Source organism: Pseudomonas sp. TMW 2.1634 (genome assembly GCF_001703595.1).
Lineage (GTDB): Bacteria > Pseudomonadota > Gammaproteobacteria > Pseudomonadales > Pseudomonadaceae > Aquipseudomonas > Aquipseudomonas fragi.
The window spans coordinates 4519614-4541762 of record NZ_CP016849.1 but is presented as its reverse complement, the minus strand read 5'-3'; the positions used below and the strand labels follow the sequence as shown (position 1 = coordinate 4541762).

The 22149-nt window shown below is 60.0% G+C and carries 22 protein-coding genes and 1 pseudogene; 12 read left to right on the top strand and 11 right to left on the bottom strand.

Going from position 1 to position 22149, the window contains the following annotated elements; translation table 11 throughout:
* The first annotated feature begins 38 nt into the window (after positions 1-38).
* The 7 genes from eat (at position 39) to BFC21_RS21535 (ending at position 7086) form a co-directional block, all read left to right on the top strand.
* A complete protein-coding gene (eat, locus tag BFC21_RS21565) occupies positions 39-1484 on the top strand; it encodes an ethanolamine permease (protein ID WP_016779246.1) in 1446 nt (481 codons plus the stop codon).
* Between the two features lie 50 nt (positions 1485-1534).
* Complete coding sequence (locus BFC21_RS21560) at positions 1535-2935, top strand: ethanolamine ammonia-lyase subunit EutB (protein WP_088378876.1); 1401 nt, start codon at positions 1535-1537, stop codon at positions 2933-2935.
* 2 nt (positions 2936-2937) lie between these two features.
* The gene (eutC, locus tag BFC21_RS21555) at positions 2938-3735 is read left to right on the top strand and encodes an ethanolamine ammonia-lyase subunit EutC (protein ID WP_120266473.1); all 798 of its coding nucleotides are present in this window, start codon (positions 2938-2940) and stop codon (positions 3733-3735) included.
* A 295-nt stretch (positions 3736-4030) separates the two neighbouring features.
* Positions 4031-4684 carry a DedA family protein gene (locus BFC21_RS21550; RefSeq protein WP_016779243.1) on the top strand — a complete coding sequence of 218 codons (654 nt, stop codon included), beginning with the start codon at positions 4031-4033 and terminating at the stop codon, positions 4682-4684.
* A 16-nt stretch (positions 4685-4700) separates the two neighbouring features.
* Entirely contained in the window at positions 4701-5513 is an 813-nt protein-coding gene (locus tag BFC21_RS21545; protein WP_088378875.1) for a zinc-dependent peptidase, read from the top strand.
* A 101-nt stretch (positions 5514-5614) separates the two neighbouring features.
* The gene (gene ppa / locus BFC21_RS21540; RefSeq protein ID WP_016779241.1) at positions 5615-6142 is read left to right on the top strand and encodes an inorganic diphosphatase; all 528 of its coding nucleotides are present in this window, start codon (positions 5615-5617) and stop codon (positions 6140-6142) included.
* 206 nt (positions 6143-6348) lie between these two features.
* Entirely contained in the window at positions 6349-7086 is a 738-nt protein-coding gene (locus BFC21_RS21535) for an XRE family transcriptional regulator (RefSeq protein ID WP_088378874.1), read from the top strand.
* Between the two features lie 247 nt (positions 7087-7333).
* Here the strand turns inward: BFC21_RS21535 and BFC21_RS21530 are convergent, their stop codons facing one another.
* Together BFC21_RS21530 and BFC21_RS21525 are read right to left on the bottom strand one after the other, a co-directional pair.
* Positions 7334-8386, bottom strand: a complete 1053-nt coding sequence (locus BFC21_RS21530; RefSeq protein WP_088378873.1) for a YhcG family protein — start codon at positions 8384-8386, stop codon at positions 7334-7336.
* A 252-nt stretch (positions 8387-8638) separates the two neighbouring features.
* A complete protein-coding gene (locus BFC21_RS21525; RefSeq protein WP_088378872.1) occupies positions 8639-9418 on the bottom strand; it encodes an acetoin reductase in 780 nt (259 codons plus the stop codon).
* Positions 9419-9682: 264 nt separating this feature from the next.
* Here BFC21_RS21525 and BFC21_RS21520 point away from each other — a divergent pair, with 264 nt between their 5' ends.
* The 4 genes from BFC21_RS21520 to BFC21_RS21505 all read left to right on the top strand — a co-directional run bounded on the left by BFC21_RS21520 (position 9683) and on the right by BFC21_RS21505 (position 14632).
* Positions 9683-9925 (top strand): exodeoxyribonuclease VII small subunit, encoded by a 243-nt coding sequence (locus BFC21_RS21520; RefSeq protein ID WP_016779237.1) that lies wholly within the window; start codon positions 9683-9685, stop codon positions 9923-9925.
* Complete coding sequence (gene ispA, locus BFC21_RS21515; protein ID WP_016779236.1) at positions 9922-10809, top strand: (2E,6E)-farnesyl diphosphate synthase; 888 nt, start codon at positions 9922-9924, stop codon at positions 10807-10809. Before BFC21_RS21520 ends, ispA begins: the two co-directional genes overlap by 4 nt.
* A gap of 132 nt (positions 10810-10941) precedes the next feature.
* A complete protein-coding gene (gene dxs, locus BFC21_RS21510) occupies positions 10942-12840 on the top strand; it encodes a 1-deoxy-D-xylulose-5-phosphate synthase (RefSeq protein WP_095003848.1) in 1899 nt (632 codons plus the stop codon).
* Positions 12841-13024: 184 nt separating this feature from the next.
* Positions 13025-14632 carry a TonB-dependent receptor domain-containing protein gene (locus BFC21_RS21505; protein WP_256557594.1) on the top strand — a complete coding sequence of 536 codons (1608 nt, stop codon included), beginning with the start codon at positions 13025-13027 and terminating at the stop codon, positions 14630-14632.
* A 3-nt stretch (positions 14633-14635) separates the two neighbouring features.
* Here the strand turns inward: BFC21_RS21505 and BFC21_RS21500 are convergent.
* Positions 14636-15798, bottom strand: a protein-coding gene (locus BFC21_RS21500) for an IS3 family transposase (RefSeq protein WP_087148787.1) whose coding sequence is annotated in 2 segments (ribosomal slippage) — positions 14636-15543 and positions 15543-15798 — 1164 coding nt in all. Because the reading frame shifts where the segments join, the coding sequence is not laid out codon by codon here.
* A gap of 60 nt (positions 15799-15858) precedes the next feature.
* Here BFC21_RS21500 and BFC21_RS21495 point away from each other — a divergent pair.
* Positions 15859-16146 (top strand): annotated as a pseudogene (locus tag BFC21_RS21495) (TonB-dependent receptor); the annotation flags it as partial.
* 101 nt (positions 16147-16247) lie between these two features.
* On the opposite strand, the gene BFC21_RS21490 reads toward BFC21_RS21495, so the two are convergent.
* From BFC21_RS21490 to BFC21_RS21455, 8 genes are all read right to left on the bottom strand, one after another.
* Positions 16248-17042, bottom strand: coding sequence for a cobalamin-binding protein (locus BFC21_RS21490; protein WP_088378869.1), 795 nt, complete (start codon positions 17040-17042; stop codon positions 16248-16250).
* Positions 17042-17461 carry a hypothetical protein gene (locus BFC21_RS21485; protein WP_016779232.1) on the bottom strand — a complete coding sequence of 140 codons (420 nt, stop codon included), beginning with the start codon at positions 17459-17461 and terminating at the stop codon, positions 17042-17044. The genes BFC21_RS21490 and BFC21_RS21485 overlap by 1 nt, the downstream gene beginning before the upstream one ends.
* A complete protein-coding gene (gene ribA, locus BFC21_RS21480; RefSeq protein ID WP_162939364.1) occupies positions 17458-18075 on the bottom strand; it encodes a GTP cyclohydrolase II in 618 nt (205 codons plus the stop codon). The genes BFC21_RS21485 and ribA overlap by 4 nt, the downstream gene beginning before the upstream one ends.
* A gap of 225 nt (positions 18076-18300) precedes the next feature.
* Positions 18301-19260, bottom strand: a complete 960-nt coding sequence (thiL, locus tag BFC21_RS21475) for a thiamine-phosphate kinase (protein WP_095003852.1) — start codon at positions 19258-19260, stop codon at positions 18301-18303.
* Positions 19261-19275: 15 nt separating this feature from the next.
* Complete coding sequence (gene nusB, locus BFC21_RS21470) at positions 19276-19776, bottom strand: transcription antitermination factor NusB (protein ID WP_016779229.1); 501 nt, start codon at positions 19774-19776, stop codon at positions 19276-19278.
* On the bottom strand, positions 19773-20249 hold the full coding sequence (gene ribE, locus BFC21_RS21465; RefSeq protein ID WP_088378866.1) for a 6,7-dimethyl-8-ribityllumazine synthase: 477 nt from the start codon (positions 20247-20249) through the stop codon (positions 19773-19775). Before ribE ends, nusB begins: the two co-directional genes overlap by 4 nt.
* Before the next feature lie 90 nt (positions 20250-20339).
* The gene (ribBA, locus tag BFC21_RS21460; protein ID WP_016779227.1) at positions 20340-21431 is read right to left on the bottom strand and encodes a bifunctional 3,4-dihydroxy-2-butanone-4-phosphate synthase/GTP cyclohydrolase II; all 1092 of its coding nucleotides are present in this window, start codon (positions 21429-21431) and stop codon (positions 20340-20342) included.
* Positions 21432-21447: 16 nt separating this feature from the next.
* Complete coding sequence (locus BFC21_RS21455) at positions 21448-22110, bottom strand: riboflavin synthase (protein ID WP_088378865.1); 663 nt, start codon at positions 22108-22110, stop codon at positions 21448-21450.
* Between the last annotated feature and the right edge of the window lie 39 nt (positions 22111-22149).

Genomic DNA, 22149 nt, shown 5'->3' with positions numbered 1-22149 from the left:
CATATTTTCTCAAACTATAAAAGAACAGGTGAATTCCCATGCCTAGCGAACCAACTGCCGCTGCGGCGGCGTCCTCTGTCGACTTCGAAAAAGTCGGCTCCGAATATTTCCAACAACGTGAACTGAAAAAAGGCGCTGCCGGCTGGGTCCTGCTGGTGGGCCTGGGTGTGGCCTATGTGATTTCCGGTGACTACGCCGGCTGGAACTTCGGCCTGGCCCAGGGCGGCTGGGGCGGGATGTTTATCGCCACACTGCTGATGGCCACCATGTACTTGTGCATGTGCTTTTCCCTGGCCGAACTGTCCTCGATGATCCCCACGGCCGGCGGCGGCTACGGTTTTGCCCGCAGCGCTTTCGGGCCCTGGGGCGGATTCCTCACCGGCACTGCGATCCTGATTGAATACGCCATCGCCCCCGCGGCCATTGCCTGTTTTATCGGCGCCTACTGCGAGTCGCTGTTCGGTATTGGCGGCTGGATGATCTACCTGGCGTTCTACATCATCTTTATCGGCATCCACATTTTCGGGGTCGGCGAAGCGCTCAAGCTGATGTTTATCATCACCGCGGTAGCGGCTATTGCCCTGGGGGTGTTTCTGGTCGCGATGGTGCCGCACTTCAGCGTCGCCAACCTGCTGGATATCCCGGTTACTGAGGCCAAGGGCGCCAGCACCTTCCTGCCTTTCGGTTATGTCGGCGTATGGGCCGCCATCCCTTACGCGATCTGGTTTTTCCTCGCAGTGGAAGGCGTGCCGCTGGCCGCCGAAGAAACCAAAAACCCCAAGCGTGACCTGCCTCGCGGGCTGATCGGCGCCATGTTGGTACTGGCCACCTTTGCCCTGCTGATTCTGGTGATCGGCCCGGGCGGCGCCGGCGCGCACCACTTGATGGCATCGGGCAACCCGCTGGTTGAAGCTCTGAGCAAGGCCTACGGTGGCTCGACCTGGATGGGCGGTTTTGTGAACCTGGTGGGGCTGGCCGGTTTGATCGCCAGCTTCTTCTCGATCATTTACGCCTATTCGCGTCAGATCTTTGCCTTGTCCCGTGCGGGTTACTTGCCACGCAAGCTGTCCGAAACCAATAAAAGCAAGGCGCCGGTACTGGCCTTGATCATTCCCGGCATTATCGGTTTTGGCCTGTCGCTGACCGGCCAGGGCGATTTGCTGATTCTGGTGGCGGTATTTGGCGCGACCATTTCCTATGTGCTGATGATGGCCGCGCATATCACCCTGCGTATTCGTCGCCCTAAAATGGAGCGCCCGTATCGCACTCCGGGCGGGATTTTCACGTCGGGCACTGCTTTGGTGCTTGCCTGTGTTGCGGTGGTGGCCGGCTTCCTGGTTGATCCACGCGTGGTGATTGGCGCCGCGGTGATCTATGGAGTATTAATTGCCTACTTCGCTTTCTACAGTCGCCACCATTTAGTGGCCGGTACGCCGGAAGAGGAATTTGCGGCTATTCAACAAGCCGAAAAGGCCTTGCACTAACCGCTGAGAATCCGCCAGACGCTTCGCGTCTGGCGTCATGGAGCACGCAAATGGCAACTTTCTCCCATGCGGTTGGCACCCAGACCTACCGTTTCGACAGCCTTAAAGACGTGATGGCCAAGGCCAGCCCGGCGCGATCCGGGGATTTCCTGGCCGGTGTGGCGGCGCAAAACGACGGTGAACGGGTTGCTGCGCAAATGGCCTTGGCTGACATCCCGCTCGCCTATTTCCTGCAAGAAATGCTGCTCCCTTATGAGAGCGATGAAGTCACCCGGCTGATCATCGACAGCCACGACCTGCTGGCCTTCGCCCCGGTCAGCCACCTGACGGTCGGCGGCTTTCGCGACTGGCTGCTCAGCGACGCCGCCGACGAGCACAGCCTGCGCGCCCTGGCGCCGGGCCTGACCCCGGAAATGGCCGCCGCTGTGTCAAAAATCATGCGCGTACAAGACCTGATCCTGGTGGCCCAGAAAATTCGTGTGGTCACCCAATTTCGCGGCACGATGGGCCTGCGCGGCCGCCTGTCGACCCGCCTGCAACCCAACCACCCCACCGATGATCCGGCCGGGATTGCCGCCAGCATTCTCGACGGCCTGCTCTACGGCAACGGCGACGCCATGATCGGCATCAACCCGGCCACCGACAGCATTGCCTCGATCTGCGATTTGCTGAACATGCTCGATGCGATCATCCAGCGCTATGAAATCCCTACTCAGTCCTGCGTGCTCACCCACGTCACCACCTCGATCGAAGCGATCAACCGCGGTGTGCCGCTGGACCTGGTATTTCAATCGATTGCCGGCACTGAAGCGGCCAACGCCAGTTTTGGCATCAATCTGAATATTTTGCAGGAAGGCTACGACGCCGGCTTGAGCCTCAACCGCGGCACGCTGGGCAATAACCTGATGTATTTCGAGACCGGGCAAGGCAGCGCGCTGTCGGCCAACGCCCATTTCGGCGTGGATCAACAAACCTGCGAAACCCGCGCCTACGCTGTGGCACGGCATTTCAAGCCGTTTCTGGTCAACACCGTGGTCGGTTTTATCGGCCCCGAGTACCTGTACAACGGCAAGCAGATCATCCGCGCGGGCCTTGAAGACCACTTCTGCGGCAAGCTGCTGGGCGTGCCGATGGGCTGTGACATCTGCTACACCAACCACGCCGAAGCCGACCAGGACGACATGGACACCCTGTTGACGTTGCTGGGCATAGCCGGAATCAACTTCATCATGGGCATCCCGGGGTCGGACGACATCATGCTCAACTATCAGACCACGTCTTTCCATGACGCGTTGTATGCGCGCAAAACCCTGGGGCTCAAGCCAGCACCCGAGTTTGAACAGTGGTTGAGCAAGGTCGGCATTTTTACCCAGAGCGATGGCCGCATCGAGTTCGGCCATCAGTTGCCTCCGGCATTTCGCCAGGCACTGGCTCATTTGGGAGGGCGCTAAATATGGCCGACAACCTTAACCCGTGGCTGGAGCTGCGCCGCCTGACCCCGGCGCGGATCGCCCTGGGCCGCACCGGCACCAGCCTGCCGACCCAGGCCCAGCTCGACTTCCAGTTTGCCCACGCCCAGGCCCGGGATGCGGTGCATTTGCCGTTTGACCACCCGGGGTTAAGCGCCCAGTTAAGCGAGCGCGGCCGCCAGAGCCTGCTGCTGCACAGCGCGGCCGCCGATCGCCACAGCTACCTGCAGCGCCCGGATTTGGGGCGCAAGCTCAACGACGATTCTGCCCAGCGACTGCGCGACTACGCCGCAGCCAACCCGGGCGGCATCGACGTAGCCGTGGTGGTGGCCGACGGTTTGTCAGCGCTGGCCGTGCATCGCCATACCCTGCCTTTTTTGGCGCGCATGGAGGAACATACGGCGACTGACGGCTGGTCGTTGTCGCCGGTAATATTGGTGGAACAAGGCCGTGTCGCGGTGGCCGACGAAATTGGCGAACTGCTGGGCGCACGCATGGTGGTGATGCTGATCGGCGAACGTCCCGGCCTGAGTTCCCCCGACAGCCTGGGACTGTATTTCACCTATGCGCCAAAAATCGGCCTGACCGATGCGTATCGCAACTGTATTTCCAATGTACGGCTTGAAGGCCTGAGCTACGGCATGGCCGCTCATCGGCTGGCGTACCTGATGCGCGAAGCCTGCCGTCGGCAATTGTCGGGGGTGAACCTGAAGGATGAAGCGCAGGTGCAGACGCTGGATATGGAGGCGCCCAGCGAAAACTTCCTGCTAAAGGGCGAGTAATTCCTGTGGGAGCCGGGCTTGCCCGCGATGGCATCAACGCGGTTGCTATCGAGACCAGGGGGCCTGCATCGCTGGCAAGCCAGGCTCCCACACATTCACGCCGTGATTAACGGTCAATTGAGCACCCTGTCACCCCCAATACACGCTTCGCTACAAACTCAACCTGCAGAATTTGTCTCAATCCGTATAATCCGAATCTTCAAAAAAGTACGAAAAAACTACAATTGTTGTAGTTAACTACGCATCCCTACCCGCACAGACCTGCAGAGCCGGGTCATCAACACAGGTGCTTCACATGGATTTCAACCCGATCGACATTATCCTGCACCTCGATGTGTACCTCGACATGCTGGTAAACAATTACGGGCCATGGATCTACGCCATCCTGTTTCTGGTGATTTTTTGCGAAACCGGCCTGGTAGTGATGCCGTTTTTGCCGGGTGATTCGCTGCTCTTTATCGCCGGCGCCGTAGCCGCAGGTGGCGGCATGGACCCGGTACTGCTCGCAGGCTTGCTGATGCTGGCTGCGATCATGGGCGACAGTACCAACTACGTTATCGGACGAACGGCAGGCGAACGCTTGTTCAGTAACCCGAACTCGAAAATTTTCCGTCGCGATTACCTGGAAAAAACCCACGACTTCTATGAGCGTCATGGCGGCAAAACCGTAACGATGGCGCGCTTCCTGCCGATCTTCCGCACCTTTGCCCCGTTTGTTGCCGGTGTGGCACGCATGTTCTACCCGCGCTTCTTTATGTTCAGCGTGTTTGGCACGATCTTGTGGGTCGGCGGCCTGGTGACCCTGGGTTACTTCTTCGGCAACGTGCCCTTTATCAAGAAGAACCTGTCGTTGCTGGTGGTGGGCATCATCCTGCTGTCGCTGGTACCGATGATCATTGGCGTGATCCGCAGCCGCCTGGGCCGAACCCCAGTCAAAGCCAAAGCCTGATCGGGACGGCGCCACCATGTGGTCTCTAAGTGAATGGCGGCGCCAGCGAATCCTGGCGCAGCACCCGGTCGCCCCTGACGTCTGGCACACGGTGCGCCAGCATCTGAGCATTCTCGACGGGCTGACTGACGAGCAAGACAAATGGCTGCGTGACAGCAGCGTATTGTTTCTGCAAGACAAGCACCTGACCCCCATGCCCGGGGTTGAACTGACTGATGAGGGCCGGCTGTTGCTGGCCGCTCAGGCGCAACTGCCGCTGCTTAACCTGGGTGATCTGGACTGGTATCAGGGCTTTCACGAAATCGTGCTCTACCCCGACGACTTCATCAGCCCCCAGCGCCATCGCGACGCCAGCGGAGTCGAACACGAATGGGAAGGTCATCACAGCGGCGAAGCCTGGCAGCACGGCCCCGTTGTTCTGGCGTGGCCGGGCGTGCTGGCCAGCGGCGGCTGGGAAGGCTACAACCTGGTGATCCACGAACTGGCGCACAAGCTCGACATGCTCAATGGCGCCGCCAATGGCATGCCGCCCTTGCACAGCAGCATGCAGGTCAAAGACTGGACCCAGGCCATGCAACAGGCCTACGACCACCTCAACCACTACCTGGATCACCATAACCCCGATCACGCGCCTATCGACCCCTATGCGGCCGAAAACCCGGCGGAGTTCTTTGCGGTGACCAGCGAGTATTTTTTCAGCGCGCCAGACCTGTTGAACCATGCCTACCCGCTAGTCTATCAACAGTTGAGCCTGTTCTATCGTCAGGACACGCTTGCCCGCCTCAGGCAGCTGCAAACCGAACACCCCGAATACCGCGCGCAGCACTGATCGCCCAAGGGTGACGTCCTTATAGGAATACGCCTATAATCGCCGCCACTTTTTGGCCAAATCGGCCAACCAAACTGGCCTACTAACGGGGGCACCGCCCAATGAGCTACAGCAAGATTCCGGCTGGCAAAGACCTGCCGAATGACATCTACGTCGCTATCGAGATTCCGGCTAACCACGCGCCGATCAAATATGAAATCGACAAAGACAGCGATTGCCTGTTCGTTGACCGCTTCATGGCCACCCCGATGTTCTACCCGGCCAACTACGGTTTTATCCCTAACACCCTGGCAGACGACGGTGACCCGCTGGACGTGCTGGTAGTGACCCCTTACCCGGTAGCTCCAGGTTCGGTAATCCGTGCTCGCCCGGTTGGCATCCTGCACATGACTGACGACGGCGGCGGCGATGCCAAAGTGGTTGCAGTGCCTCACGACAAGCTGTCCCAGCTGTACGTTGACGTGAAAGAGTACACCGACCTGCCACCGCTGCTGATCCAGCAGATCCAGCACTTCTTCGAGAACTACAAAGATCTCGAAAAAGGCAAATGGGTAAAGATCGAAGGTTGGGGCGACGCTGAAGCTGCCCGTGCCGAAATCACCAAATCGGTTGCTGCCTACAAAGGCTAAGCAAACGGTCAAGAAAACCCCGGCTCGCCGGGGTTTTTTTATGCCCGCATAAACGCAATAACACAGCCTGTTTACGACACACAGATGACCTATCGACCGATGTAGGAAATAACTCTGCAAGCCTAGGAATTTTCTAGTTTTATTGTGCTTTTATTGAACGCTTAGTTTATTTAAACGGGCTTGGCTTGCCCGTAGACTCTGTGTTCATGAATACATCCGGTGATCGCCTGAAAGCCCTCCTGCGGGAGTGCCATTTAACCGCTTCGGACTTCGCAGCCAATCGCCGCGTTACGCCGCAGCACGTCAACAACTGGTTCAAACGGGGCATCCCCATGGCTCGCCTGGACGAAATCGCCGAACTGCTGTGCGTCAACAGCCGCTGGTTGCGCACGGGTGAAGGCGTCAAGCATCCGGGCCTTGCCAGCAGCAACGACGAAACCTCGCCGGCCCAGGTGCCGGGGCAACACAAACCGGCGGCTGCCGATGACATTGAGGTGCCGCTCTACAATGAGTCCTTGCACCCCGATGGCTCGGGCAAGACCCGGGTGGTGAGAATGCCCGATTGCACCGTGCGGCTCAGTTGTTCAACCTTACAGGCTCTGGACGTCAGTCCCGACCAGGCCATTTGCGCACCCATGATCGGCAATAGCATGGCCCACCGAATCCAGGACGGCTCCACGGTGGCCATCGACCGCAGCCTGACACAAATCGTCGACGGCGAAATCTATGCCCTTGAGCAAGATGGCATGCTGCGCATCCGCTACGTTTACCGCCTGCCCGGCAACGGCCTGCGTTTGCGCTGCCACAGCAGCCGGGAGTATCCGGACGAAGTGTTCAATGCCGTGCAAGTGCAGGCCCAGCAGATACGGATACTGGGTTGGGTATTCTGGTGGTCCACGCTTAACAGCAGACGACCGCGCGTGCCTTGCGCGCTGGACGAATAGCCTTGGGTCTGGGAAAAGTCCGCAAACCCCAGTATGATTCGCCGCACTTGCGCATCCCCCTCGCAGCCAGCGAGCCGGAATGCAGGGCCCGGCAGCAAAAAGCCGCCCCGCCCCACACCCAGCTGCACTGCACTGGATGTCCCGATTGAAGGCGAGTACGGTTTACCAAAAATAAACCAAACCCGCCCCCGAGAAGCCGGCCACAAGCCGGCTTTTTAATGCCTGAAATACCCCCAATCACCCACCATCATTCCTCGATAGCGATGCCATCACCTGCCAGTTCGCGCTCGATTTGCTCGATGCTGGGCAAACTGGTCTGCAACTCTGCCGGCAGGGAGTCCACCAACTGGTACTCGGCTACGCCGATGGGCCGGGTGTTATCGCGCAAGGCGTACTCGGCCACCACCTTGTTTTTGCTGGAGCACAGCAACAGGCCGATGGTGGGGCTGTCCTGGGGATCCTTTACCTGCCCATCCACGGCGGCCAGATAAAAACCCAACTGCCCAAGGTGCTCCGGTTTGAATTTACCGGCCTTGAGTTCAACCACTACATAGCAGTGCAGCTTGAGGTGGTAGAACAGTAGGTCGATGAAAAACTCATCACCTCCCACATTCAAAAGCACTTGTTTGCCAACGAAGGCAAATCCTGCGCCCAGCTCCAGCAAGAAATCAGTCACATGCCTGACCAGAGCTCTTTCAATTTCTCGCTCATGGGCATCAGCGCCAAGACCAAGAAAGTCGAAGCGATAGGGATCTTTCAACGACTCACGGGCCAGATCGGACTGGGGTTTGGGCAAAAAGAATTCAAAATTACTCACGGCCTTGCCGCTGCGCTCCAGTAAACGGTTCTGGATCTGCATGACCAGCGTATTTCGCGACCAGTTGTGTTCGATGGCCTTGGCCGCATACCAGCGACGGGTCTCGGGGCCGGGGAGTTTGTCCAGCAGCACCAGATTGTGCCCCCAAGGCAATTGTGCAACAGCCTGCTGCACTATTGCCGTGTCAGGCCATGCCTGGGCAAAGGCACGCATGTATTTGAGGTTGCGTGGCGAGAAGCCTTTCATGTCCGGGAAGGCTGCACGCAGATCCAGCGCCAGACGTTCAATCACTTTCGTGCCCCACCCTTGCTGCGTCTGGCGGGTCAAAATGTCGTAACCGATTTGCCAGTACAGCAGCACCAGCTCGCGGTTCACCGCCAACGTGGCGCGCTGCTGGGCGCCATGAATGCGGCCTTTAAGGTCGCTCAACCAGTCACTGTAACCCTCGGGCTGCGCACTCAAACCAACAGGAATTTCACGCATGGCTTTTTCTCTCGTGGCCACGCCAGCGGGCTTGAGACATCTGCAGGGCACAGATGCAATCGCTGGCAGGGCGCACAACATAAGCCTTCAAACTCAGCTTTTTTGTACGAAGCTTCGCTTTCACTCCAGTGAAGCGTCCGAAAATATTCGATTCGGCCAATAACCTGATCTGGCGTTAACACTTGGTGCAGGAGGGAACGGGCCAGCTCCAACCTCTAGCCCGCTCCTGCACAAGGAATGCAATTGCGAGGCTTAGCGGAACACCAACCCGCCATCAATCAGCGGCGCCTGACCGGTCATGTAGTCGGCATCCGGGCTGGCGAGGTAAGCCACGAACGCCGCTACGTCTTCCGGAGTTTCTGCACGGCCCAAGGCAATGCCGCTGACGAATTTCTCGTAGGTCGCGCCAATCGGTGCGCCGGTGATTTCCGACATGCGCTTGTCGATATCCACCCACATATCGGTCCCCACCACACCCGGGCAGTAGGCGTTGACGGTGATGCCGTGTACTGCCAGTTCCTTGGCTGCCGCCTGGGTCAGAGCACGCACGGCGAATTTGGTGGAGGAATACACCCCCAGCAGGGCATAGCCTTCGTGACCGGCAATAGAGCTGGCATTGATGATTTTGCCCTTGCGCTTGAGCGCCTGGAATTTCTCGGCCGCCGCCTGAATCCCCCACAAGGTGCCCTGCACGTTGATGCGGTAGATGCGCTCGACTTCTTCCTGAGTGACATCGGCCAGCGGTTTGACCTGGGAGATACCCGCGTTGTTGACCATGATGTCCAGCCCGCCAAGCTGGTTATGGGCGTAGTCAACTGCCGAGAACACCTGTTCGCGGTCGCCCACGTCGGCCACGAAGGTGACGGCCTTGCGCCCCAGTGCCTGCACTTCTTCGGCAACGTGGCGCAGTTTGTCCAGGTTCAGGTCAACCAGTGCAATGTCGGCGCCATCCTTGGCCAGTCGCAGTGCGATGCCGCGACCAATGCCCTGGGCCGCCCCCGTTACCAATGCAATCTTTCCTGAGAGTTTCATTCGTTGGTTTCCTTTCAACAATGGGTCAGAGTCCAGCCGGCCTTTACCATAGACCACTGAGCAAAAGACCTATTGATGCAGGGCACGATTGTTCGCCGCTCACCCGCGCCTGCCAGGGTTGCCCGCCTCCCGAAAGTTGCCGGTCGGCGCCTGGGAACCCATTGAAAACACCTTTATCTGAATACATGGGCGCCCTGTCGATTTGCCCCAAAACCCGCCGTCTGCTAGTGTCAGCCGGTTTTAACGCCTACCGAGAATGCCGCCATGGCCCGCAAAAAAGCTTCCCTGGATTTCGAGCAGTCACTCGCTGACCTGCAAACACTGGTCGAGCGTCTGGAAAATGGCGAGCTGTCGCTGGAAGACTCTCTGACTGCCTTTGAACAAGGCATCCGCCTGACCCGTGATTGCCAGGGCGCACTGGCACAGGCCGAACAGAAAGTGCAGATCCTGCTTGAACGCGATGGTGAACTGGCCCAAGAGCCTTTTGATGCGGAACAGTCCGAATGATTGATGCTTATCAAATCAGCAGCCAGGCCCGTGTCAACGCGGCGCTTGAACTCTTGTTTGTCGCTCCGGCACCGGAGCTGGCGCGCCTTTACGAGGCCATGCGCTACAGCGTCATGAACGGTGGCAAGCGGGTTCGCCCGCTGCTGGCCTATGCGGCCTGCCAGGCTCTGGGCAGCGCACCTGAACAAGCCAATGGCGCGGCCTGTGCCGTGGAGCTGATCCACGCCTACTCGCTGGTGCATGATGATTTGCCCGCAATGGACGATGACGATCTGCGTCGCGGCCAGCCAACCACCCATAAAGCCTTCGACGAAGCCTGCGCCATCCTGGCGGGCGACGGCCTGCAAAGCCTGGCGTTCAGCGCACTGCTCGACCCGCGCCTGAGCGACCTGGATGCCGACACGCGCTTGCGCATGGTGACGGCCCTGGCCCTGGCTGCAGGCCCGGCGGGCATGGTGGGCGGGCAAGCAATCGACCTGGGCTCGGTTGGCCTCAAGCTCGATCAGGCTGCCCTTGAAAACATGCACCGGCACAAAACCGGCGCCCTGATCGAAGCCAGCGTGCAACTGGGCGCCCTGGCCAGCGGCAACGCAACCGCTGAAAACCTGCAGGCATTGAATGTCTACGCACGCGCCATTGGCCTGGCATTTCAGGTGCAGGACGACATCCTCGATGTTGAAAGCGATACCGCGACCCTGGGCAAGCGCCAGGGTGCCGACATCGCGCGGGACAAGCCGACCTACCCGGCGCTAATGGGTCTGGAGCAAGCCAAAGGCTATGCACTGGAACTGCGCGACCAGGCGCTCAACGCCCTGCGACATTTTGATGCAGCTGCCGAGCCGCTGCGCGAATTGGCACGATATATCGTTGAACGCCGCCACTAAAAGCCGCTCTTCAGTAACGATTTCTGACAGGTCTAATGCCAAGGTCTTACTAACGAGTGCCAGACTGCGTGGGCAGCTTACGTTCCATAAGGTAAACTGCCGCCTCTTCTTATACCTATAACGATTCGCCTGATGCCAACGACGTTTCAAGAGATTCCCCGCAACCGTCCGACTACGCCCCTGCTTGACCGGGCGGGCACGCCTGCGGGCCTGCGCCGCCTGGCCGAAGCCGAGCTGGAAACCCTGGCCGATGAGTTGCGCCTGGAATTGCTCTATACCGTCGGCCAGACGGGCGGGCATTTTGGTGCCGGCCTGGGTGTCATTGAGCTGACCATCGCGTTGCACTACGTGTTCGACACCCCGGACGACCGGTTGGTGTGGGACGTGGGCCATCAGGCGTATCCACACAAAATCCTCACAGGGCGTCGCGAGCAGATGGCCACCTTGCGCCAGAAAGACGGCATTGCCGCTTTCCCGCGCCGCTCCGAGAGCGAATACGACACCTTTGGCGTCGGCCACTCCAGCACCTCGATCAGCGCAGCGCTGGGCATGGCCATTGCCGCCCGCCTGCAAAAAAGCGAGCGCAAGGCAATTGCCGTTATCGGTGATGGCGCCCTGACTGCCGGCATGGCCTTCGAGGCGCTGAACCACGCGCCCGAAGTGGATGCCAACATGTTGGTTATCCTCAACGACAACGACATGTCGATCTCGCGCAATGTCGGGGGCTTGTCCAATTACCTGGCCAAGATCCTGTCGAGCCGCACTTACGCCAGCATGCGCGAAGGCAGCAAGAAGGTGCTCTCGCGTCTGCCTGGCGCGTGGGAAATTGCCCGTCGCACCGAAGAATATGCCAAAGGCATGCTGGTACCCGGCACCCTGTTTGAAGAGCTGGGCTGGAACTACATCGGCCCGATCGATGGCCACGACCTGCCGACCCTGATCGCAACGCTACGCAACATGCGCGATCTCAAGGGGCCGCAGTTCCTGCATATCGTCACCAAAAAAGGCAAGGGCTTCGCCCCGGCCGAAGCGGACCCGATCGGCTATCACGCCATCACCAAGCTTGAGCCGTTGAATGCGCCGAAAGCACCGCCAAAAGCACCGGGCGGGCCGAAGTACTCAGCCGTGTTCGGCGAGTGGTTGTGCGACATGGCTGCGGCCGATGAGCGCCTGGTAGGCATCACCCCGGCCATGAAAGAAGGCTCGGACCTGATCGCTTTCAGCGAGCGTTATCCAAAGCGCTATTTCGACGTGGCGATTGCCGAGCAACATGCGGTGACCTTTGCGGCCGGCATGGCCTGCGAAGGTTCCAAGCCGGTAGTGGCGATCTATTCGACATTCCTGCAACGCGGCTATGACCAATTGGTGCATGACGTTGCCGTGCAAAATCTGGACGTGCTGTTTGCCATCGACCGTGCCGGACTGGTGGGTGAAGACGGCCCGACCCACGCTGGCAGTTACGACCTGTCGTACCTGCGTTGTATTCCGGGCATGGTCATCATGACCCCGAGCGACGAGAACGAACTGCGCAAAATGCTCACCACCGGCCACCTCTACAACGGCCCGGCGGCTGTGCGTTACCCGCGTGGTACCGGGCCGAATGCGCCAATCGAAAAAAACCTTGAGCCGCTGGAAATCGGCAAGGGCGTGATTCGTCGCCAGGGTTCGAAAGTCGCCATGCTGGTATTCGGCGTGCAACTGGCCGAAGCCCTGCAAGTGGCTGAAAAGATCGACGCCACCGTGGTCGACATGCGCTTTGTAAAACCGATGGATGAAGCACTGGTTCGCGAAATGGCTGATAGCCATGAGTTGCTGGTGACCATCGAAGAAAACGCCATCATGGGCGGCGCAGGCGCAGGCGTCAGCGAGTTCCTGGCCCGTGAAAACGTGCTCAAGTCGGTACTGCACCTGGGCTTGCCGGACGTATACGTGGAGCACGCCAAGCCGAGCCAGATGCTGGCCGAGTGCGGCCTGGACGCTGCCGGCATTGAAGCCTCGGTGCGCCAGCGCATGGCGCTGCTGGGGCTGTAAAGAGACATCACCAACTCGTAGCAGCTGCCGCAGGCTGCGTCCGGTGGCGAAGCCATCGTAAACCCTGCCCCCTCGGTATGACCGATACACCGAGGCGTATGGGTTTGCGGCGGCTGCGCCACCGAACGCAGCCTACGGCAGCTGCTACGGATTTCGAGCTTGCCTCAAGTCCTGTAGACCCCCTATGAAACACCTTCGCATTGCCCTGATTCTGGGCTGCATGCCCGCCAGCCCTGTACTCGCCGACTCCCTGGAACGCGAAGAAGCGCTCAAACTCCCGCAAACCCTGATCACCGGCAACCGCCAGGTCGAGGCACGCTCGGACAGCAGCAGCGCCAGCAGCGTATTCACCCGCGATGATATCGACCGCCTGCAACCCACCAGCCTGACCGACCTGCTGGGCCGGGTGCCGGGCGTACAAGTGGCCCGCAGCGGCGGACGCGGCGGCCTGCCGGGGATTTATATTCGCGGCACCAAGTCGGCGCAAAGCCTGGTGCTGGTCGATGGCCAGCGCATGGCCAATGCCACCTCGGCCGACAGCAACCTGCAGTACCTGGCCATGGACCAGATCGAGCGCGTAGAAGTGCTGCGCGGCTCGCGCTCGGTGATCTATGGCAGCGATGCCATTGGCGGGGTGATTCAGATCTTCACCCGCCGCGGCGCCGATCAGGCGCCACAGCTTCGGGTTCACAGTGCGCTGGGCAGTTATGGCAGCCTGGACAACAGCCTGGGCATCTCCGGTGGCAATACGCAAACGCGCTACAACCTGAGCGCCAGCCTGGAGCAGACTGCCGGGATCAACCGCACCCACGAGTCCTTCCCCAGCGACAGCGACCACGATGCCTATCGCAACACGTCACTGAGCCTGAACCTGAGCCACTCGCTGAGCGATGACCTTGAAGTCGGCGTGTCGGCGCTGAAGAACATCGGCAAGACCGAACTCGACAATTCGTTCGGGCGCTGGGACCCGGACACGTTTACCGTCAGTGGCCAGCAGCTTTACAGCGATTTTGATATCAGCAGCGTTGCCAGCTTTATCGACGCACAGCTGAACGAGCACTGGAACTCACGACTGGAGTTTGGCCACAGCGAGAACCGGGAAAAAACCCGGGACAAGCTCAGCACCGATATTTACAGCTTCAACACCTATCGCGACTCGCTGAACTGGCAAAACAACCTGACGCTGGACGATCAGAACAGCCTGATCCTCGGCACCGATGCCTATGAAGACCGTGTACGCAGCAGCACCGTTTTCGAGGAAGACAGCCGCTGGAATCGCGCCGGGTTTATCCAGCACCGCTTCCACGGCGAATACTTCTCGACCGAACTGGGCCTGCGTCACGACCAGAACCAGCAATTTGGCAGCCACAACACCTGGAGCGCCAGCCTGACTGTGCCGCTGAACGCCGACAACGACGTTTTGCTGACTTACAGTGAAGGGTTTCGCGCACCGACGTTCAATGACCTGTACTACCCGCAATTCGGCAATCCCGATCTCAAGCCGGAATACTCGAAAAGCTACGAGCTGCAATGGCGCAGTCAGCTAAGTGAAACCAGTCGCCTGGAAACTTCGCTGTATCGCACAGATATTCGCGACGCAATTGTGGCCGATGCCGACTTTATCCAGCAGAACATCGGCGCGGCGCAAATCACCGGTTTCGAAAGCGCCTTGCAGCAAGAGTGGTTCGGCTGGCAGAGCAGCCTGGGCCTTGCGATTATCGACCCGCGCGATCGCGACACCGGCCACACCTTGAGCCGCCGCGCACGCCGGACCTTGAGCCTGGATCTGTAGTGGTCAACTAATCCCGGACACGACGTTAAGTTTTTTCTCGGCCTGAGCCGGCGTTAGCCCGCCATTAAATTGATGAGGCCGTATCCAGTTGTAGCGATGCATCAAATAATGACTGATGTCTCGTTGTGCCTGCTGAACCGACATATAACCCACTGAAGGTATCCACTCGGTTTTCAAGCTGCGAAATACTCGCTCCATCGGCGAGTTGTCGTAGCAATTGCCCCGGCGACTCATGCTCTGGCTGATGCGGTACCGCCACAGACGCTGACGGAAGTGGCGACTTCCATATTGCGATCCCTGATCCGAATGAAACAGCAGCCCTTGAGGCTTCCCGCGTTGCTCATAGGCCATATCCAGTGCTTTGGTGACCAAGTCAGCATCCGGGTTTCCTGATAACGCCCAGCCCACTATCCGGCGAGCATAGAGATCCATAACCACGGCCAGGTAGTGCCATTTCCCTTGCGCCCAGATGTAGGTGATGTCACCGCACCAAACCTTGTTTGGCTCGGGAACATCGAATTTACGATTCAGTGTATTTGGAATGTCAGGCCGCTCGACCGTTGCTTTTTTGTAGGCATGCGAGCCAGGCTGCTTGCTGATCAACCCCAGTTCCCGCATCAAGCCTCGCACCTTGAAACGCCCGATCTGCTCGCCATCATCCTGCATCATCGACACGATACTTCGGCTGCCAGCAGCGTTTCGGCTCTGGGTGAACAGTTCGTTGACTCGACTGCGTAATCGAATTCTCTCAACGCCCGGAGAACGCCGCCTGAGGTGATGGGCGTAGTAAGTCGAACGGGTGATTTCGAACACCTCGCACAAGCAGTCAACAGGTTCATGGGCGCTTAGCTGATGGATCAGTGCGAACGCTCGAGATCTTCCGACATCAAGAGCGCGGTAGCCTTTTTTAATATCGATTTCTCTCGTTCAAGACGGGCGATTCGGGCTTCCAGTTCCTGGATCTTTTGCTGCTCTGGGGTGAGCGCCTTGCTCTGCGGGGTGACGCCTGTGCGTTCCTGCAGAAGCTGACTGACCCAACGGCGCAGGGCCGACTCGCCAATGCCGAGTGAACGACTGGCTTCGATGCAGCTGTAATTTTGTTTGAGTACGAGGTCAGCAGCCTCGCGTTTGAATTCAGCGGAAAAGACACGACGTTGCTTGGTCATCTGACACCTCGATATGGCGAGCATTCTCGCCTAAATGAGTGTCCGGTTTCATTAGACCACTACAATCTGGATCGGCAATTTGACAGGCTGGGCGTGGGCGCCAGCTGGCAAGCGGTGAGCAGCAGTTTCAACGATGAAAACAACCAGCAGCCCATAGCCGGTTACGCGGTGCTGGGGCTGCGCGGCAACTGGCAGGCCAGCCCCGAAGTGCGCCTGGACGTGAAGGTCGACAACCTGCTGGACAAGACTTTCACTCGCGCGCTCTACAGCTATGACGGCAACTACTACGGCTACCGCGAAGAGCGGCGCAGCTTGCAGTTGGCCATCACCTGGACCCCAACGCTCTGAGTTTGTGGGAGCGGGCTTGCTCGCGATGCAGGCGATGCGGAGTTTCAGGTAAGTCGTGGTGATGCTATCGCGAGCAAGCCCGCTCCCACAGGGGGGGGGGATTAGGGTGACGCCAGTTGCTCACACAGTTTTGCCGTTGCTTCCAGCATCTGCCCGCTCGGGCGCTCCAGGCCTTTGTCGGCCAACAGCAGCAAACGTCCGTGCTTGACCGCGTCAAGCTGCGGCCAGGCGTTCCAGGCATCCAGCTGCGCCTGGGTACTGGCAATGATCACCTCGGGATTACGCTGCAACACGGCCTCGATACTGACCTGCGGCGCCGGCAACGTAAGGTCATCAAACACATTGCTGGCCCCGCACACCGCCAGCGCATCGCTGATGATTTGCCCGCCGCCGAGGGTGTACAGCGGCTGGTCCCACACCTGATAGAACGCCCGCACTGGCGGGTCGCGCCGGTATTGATCGCGCAGTTGTGCCAGGCGTTGGCGCAATTGCGCCGCCAGTGCCTGGCCACGCTCAGGCCGGTTCAAGGCTATCGCCAGCGCTTCAACCTGATCGGCCAACTGGTCGAGGCTTGCCGGTTCGGCTGTGTAGGTGGGGATATTCAGACCGCGCAGTTGTTCACGCTGGGCAGCGCCCACACTGCCCGGCCAGAGCAACAGCAGGTCAGGTTGCAGGCTGACCAGGCGCTCCATGTCCAGTTGCCCGTAACGGCCCACTGAAGGCACGCTGGCAAGCTCAGGCAAGGGTTCGCCCGCCTCCAGACGCCCCACCAGCAAATCGGCGGCGCCCAGTTCAACCACCATTTCGGATAAGGCCGGAGACAGACTGACGACACGAGAGGCCGCCAGTGAAGGCATGCTGACGGTCAGCAGTAATGCCGCCAGCCAGACGCGCATCAGCCGACCTGGCGAGGAATGCGGTAGAGGTAAAACAACACCAGCGTTGACAGCACCAGCAGCAAGAGCGGCACCCCTTCAAGCCCGACAAACACCGCCAGGGTAGCGATCCAGGTGGGCAGGCCCGCCGCCAGCAAGGCACGCTGACGCGCACGCGCCAGCTCATCCCAGGCGGCTGGCTCTTGCGCGGTATCGAGGGCTTTTTGCAGGTTGATCAGGCCATGTTTGTAAGGCCCGAACGTGCGCAACGTGACGAACATCGATGCAACGCCCGCGATAAACAACGGCATCGCCAGCTCAGGCAGCAGCGGCTCGGACTTGCCGAAAAGCCAGGTGACCAGCACCAGCGGCAGCAGAGTCAGCAGCAGTTGCTGCCACCAACTGAAACTCAGGCGCCGGCGACGCTGGCCACGGGTCATGCCGGGTCAGCCTCGTTCTGATGCTGGTTGCCCATCATATGCCCGAGCTTGTTGGCTTTGGTCGCCAGGTACAGCTTGTTGTGCGGGTTGTGCCCGGTGTGCAACGGCACACGCTCGGCCACGGTGATGCCCATGTCGGTCAAGGCTTTGACCTTGCGCGGGTTGTTGGTCATCAGGCGCAGCGAATGCACGCCCACATGCTCCAGCATCGGCAGGCAGATGGCATAGTCGCGCTGGTCGGCGGCAAAGCCCAGGCGCTCGTTGGCTTCAACGGTATCGGCACCGCCGTCTTGCAGCTCGTAGGCGCGGATCTTGTTGAGCAAACCGATGCCACGGCCTTCCTGACGCAGATACAGCAAGACGCCACGGCCTTCGCGGGCAATGGTCTGCAAGGCGGCTTCAAGCTGTGAGCCACAGTCGCAACGCTGGCTGAACAGGGCATCGCCAGTCAGGCACTCGGAGTGCACCCGGCCCAGAACTGGCGCGCCATCCGCCACGTCGCCCAGACTGAGCACAACGTGTTCACGACCCGTGGCCTTCTCAAGGAAGCCATGCATGGTGAATTCGGCAAAGGGGGTGGGTAATTTGCAAGCGGCAACGAAAACGACGGGCACCGTGTGCTCCTGATCAGTTTGAGTACTGGGAATTCGCAAAGGCGACATTGTAACAGGAGGTTCCTGGAGACGCTTAGGCTGAATTACCGAGGATAAATATCTAAAAGTTTGATGACTTACGGCACACACAGGCCCCGTGGGAGCGGGCTTGCTCGCGAAACAGACGATGCGGTGTATCAGGCTTAACGCGGTGATGCCATCGCGAGCAAGCCCGCTCCCACGGGATCACGCACGAAAATGCTGATAACCGCGAACTGCCGGGGTGATGTCCCGCCCTTCGTCATCCAGCAACATCACGCCCTGCCCCTCAACCACGCGACCCACCACATGGATCGGCCAACCATCGGCCAGCAGGGTCGGCAATTCAACGGCTGGCAAGGTAAACGCCAGTACATAGTCATCACCGCCACTCAACGCCGCCTGTTGCGCACCGGCCTCACCCAGAAACTCTTCCAGCACCAGCGACACCGGCACCCGGTCGAGCTCAACCACCAGGCCCACCCCGGATGCCGCCGCGATATGCCCGCAATCGGCCAGCAGGCCATCGGAGATATCCAGCGCCGAGGTGGCCTTGCCGCGCAGGGCCTGGCCCAGCGCCAGCTGCGGTTGCGGCGACCAGTAATGAGCCAGCAACGGTTCGCTGATCATGGGTTGCGCGCTGCGCTGGCCCAATACCAGCGGTAACGCCCCGGCGGCATTGCCCAACTCGCCCCCCACACACAGCAGGTCACCGGGGCGTGCGCCGCTGCGGGTCAGGGCACGGCCCGCGGGCACCCGGCCAAACACGGTAAGGGTCAGGCACAACGGCCCACGCGTGGTATCACCACCAATCAGGCGCAGGCCACAGGTCTGAGCCATCAGGTTCAAACCGCGGGCATAGGCTTGCAGCCAGTCGGCGTCGAACGCCGGCAGGGTCAAGGCAAGGGTAAATGCGAGAGGGGTTGCGCCCATGGCCGCCAGATCGCTGGCCGCCACCGCCAGCGAGCGCTGACCGAGCAGGAAAGGGTCGCAAGGATCTGCGAAGTGCACCCCGGCTACCAGGGTGTCGGTGGAAATCGCCAGCTGTTCCCCGAAGGGAACATCCAGCAGGGCGCAGTCGTCGCCAATACCCAGGGCAACACCCTCGCCGCCCTGCGCACAGGGCGCGGCAGCGAAGAAGTTGCGGATCAGCTCAAACTCGCCCATGGCCGACAGCGCGGTTTAGCGCTTGTAAGCCTTTACTTCAGCTTCACGCAGGCGCGGAGCCAGTTTGTCGAGCACACCGTTGACGAACTTGTGGCCGTCGGTGGAACCGAAAACCTTGGCCAGCTCGATACCTTCGTTGATCACAACGCGGTAAGGCACGTCGACACGCTTGATCAGCTCCCAGGTGGACAGGCGCAGCACCGACAGCTCAACCGGATCGAGTTCTTCGATGGTGATGTCCAGGCACGGAACCAGGGCCGCATCGATCTCGCCTTTGTGCGCAGGCACGCCGTGCAGGATTTCACGGAAGTAGGCAGCGTCAACGTCGGTGAAGTCGTTATCGACGCGGAACTGCGCTTCGATTTCGTTCAACGATTGCTTGGCCATGTGCCACTGGTACAGGGCCTGAGTCGCGAGTTGACGCGCTTCACGGCGCTTGGCGCTCTTGGATGGCTTGCCAGCGTCCGCAGGTTTTGGATCGCGCGGGTTGAAACGATCGCTTTCGTCGGAAATCACTTGGCCTCCAACTGTGCCAACAGGCTGACCGTTTCAAGGGCGGACAAGGCAGCTTCAGCGCCTTTGTTGCCGGCTTTGGTGCCGGAGCGCTCGATGGCTTGCTCGATCGAATCAACCGTCAGCACACCGAATGCAACCGGTACGCCGAACTGCATGGACACCTGGGACAGGCCCTTGGTGCACTCGCCGGCCACGTATTCGAAGTGCGGGGTACCGCCACGAATCACGGCGCCCAGGGCGATGATGGCGGCGAATTCGTTGCGCTGGGCAACTTTTTGCGCAACCAGCGGGATTTCGAACGCGCCAGGGGCACGGACGATGGTGATGTCGCTTTCGTTCACACCGTGGCGAACCAGGGCATCAACGGCACCACTCACCAGGCTTTCGACGACAAAGCTGTTGAAACGGCCAACTACGAGTGCGTAGCGACCTTTGGGGGCGATGAAGGTACCTTCGATGGTCTTCAGGGTCATTCGGTATGTCTCGTATTAAAGAGCCAGAGCGCATTTGCATGCGCTCTTTAGGATATTGGGCCACGAATTCGGACTGGACACGACCGGTCTTTATTCGGAGGGCACGTATTCTACAACTTCCAGATCGAAACCGGATATGGCATTGAACTTCATTGGTGAACTCATCAGGCGCATTTTGCGCACACCGAGGTCACGCAGGATCTGCGAACCGGCACCGACGATGCTGTAGGTGGTCGGTTTTTTCGCCGGTGCGTGGTCCGCCGTTTCGCGGATATTGGCCAGCAATACATCGCCGTCCAGCGGGTGCCCGAGCAACAGCACCACACCGCTGCCCGCCTCTGCCACCGCGCTCATGGCGGCGCGCAGGCTCCAGCGGCCGGGCTGCTTGACCATCAGCAGGTCGCGCAGCGGGTCCATGTTGTGTACACGCACCAGGGTCGGTTCTTCGGCGCAGATCTTGCCCAGGGTCAGTGCCATGTGCACATCGCCTTCGACTGAATCACGATAGGTCACCAAATTGAATTGGCCCAGTTCGCTGTCCAGTGGCTGCTCGGCAATCCGCTGAACGGTACGTTCGTGGATCATGCGGTAGTGGATCAGGTCGGCGATGGTGCCGATCTTGATGCCGTGCTCGGCGGCGAAGGTTTCCAGCTCAGGGCGACGGGCCATGGTGCCGTCATCGTTCATCACTTCGCAGATCACGCCGCTGGGCTCGAACCCGGCCATGCGTGCCAGGTCGCAGGCAGCCTCGGTGTGGCCAGCGCGGGCCAGGGTGCCGCCCGCCTGGGCCATCAGCGGGAAGATATGGCCCGGGCTGACGATGTCTTCGGCCTTGGCATCCTTGGCGGCGGCCGCTTGCACGGTGCGGGCACGGTCGGCGGCCGAGATGCCGGTGGTGACGCCGGTGGCGGCTTCGATCGAGACGGTGAACTTGGTACCAAAGCCAGAGCCGTTGCGCGGTGCCATTAATGGCAACTTGAGCAGTTCGCAGCGCTCGCGGCTCATCGGCATGCAGATCAGGCCACGGGCGAAACGCGCCATGAAGTTGATGTGCTCGGCCTTGCAGCACTCGGCGGCCATGATCAGGTCGCCTTCGTTCTCGCGGTCTTCGTCATCCATAAGGATGACCATCTTGCCTTGGCGGATGTCTTCAACCAGTTCTTCGATGCTGTTGAGCGCCACGCGGCACCCCCTTACGTCAGGATTTGAGGAAGCCGTTGGCGGCCAGGAAGCTTTCGCTGATACCACCCGAAGTCGGCTCGGCGGCTTTGTCGCCCAGCAGCAGACGCTCCAGGTAGCGCGCCAGCAAGTCGACTTCAAGGTTAACCCGGCGACCCGGGCGGTAGTCGCCCATGATGGTTTCGCTCAGGGTGTGCGGGATGATGGTCAGCGAGAACTCGGCGCCATTGACCGCGTTTACAGTCAGGCTGGTGCCGTCGACGGTGATCGAGCCTTTATGGGCGATGTACTTGGCCAGCTCCTTGGGTGCGCGGATGCGAAACTCGATAGCACGCGCGTTCTCTTCACGGGAGATCACTTCGCCCACGCCATCAACGTGGCCGCTGACCAGGTGACCACCCAGGCGGGTGGTGGGGGTCAGGGCTTTTTCCAGGTTAACCCGGCTGCCGCTCTTGAGGTCGTTAAAGGCGGTGCAATCGAGGGTCTCGCGGCTGACGTCAGCGGCAAAGCCGTTGCCCGACAGCTCGACGGCAGTCAGGCACACGCCGTTGATCGCGATACTGTCACCGAGTTTGACGTCGCCCAGGTCGAGCTTGCCGGTGTCGATGGAAACGCGCACATCACCGCCCTTGGGGGTCAATGCACGGATGCTGCCGATGGATTCAATAATGCCGGTAAACATGTCGTTCCCCTTGAGAACAAAGCCTGTTTGAAACGAAGG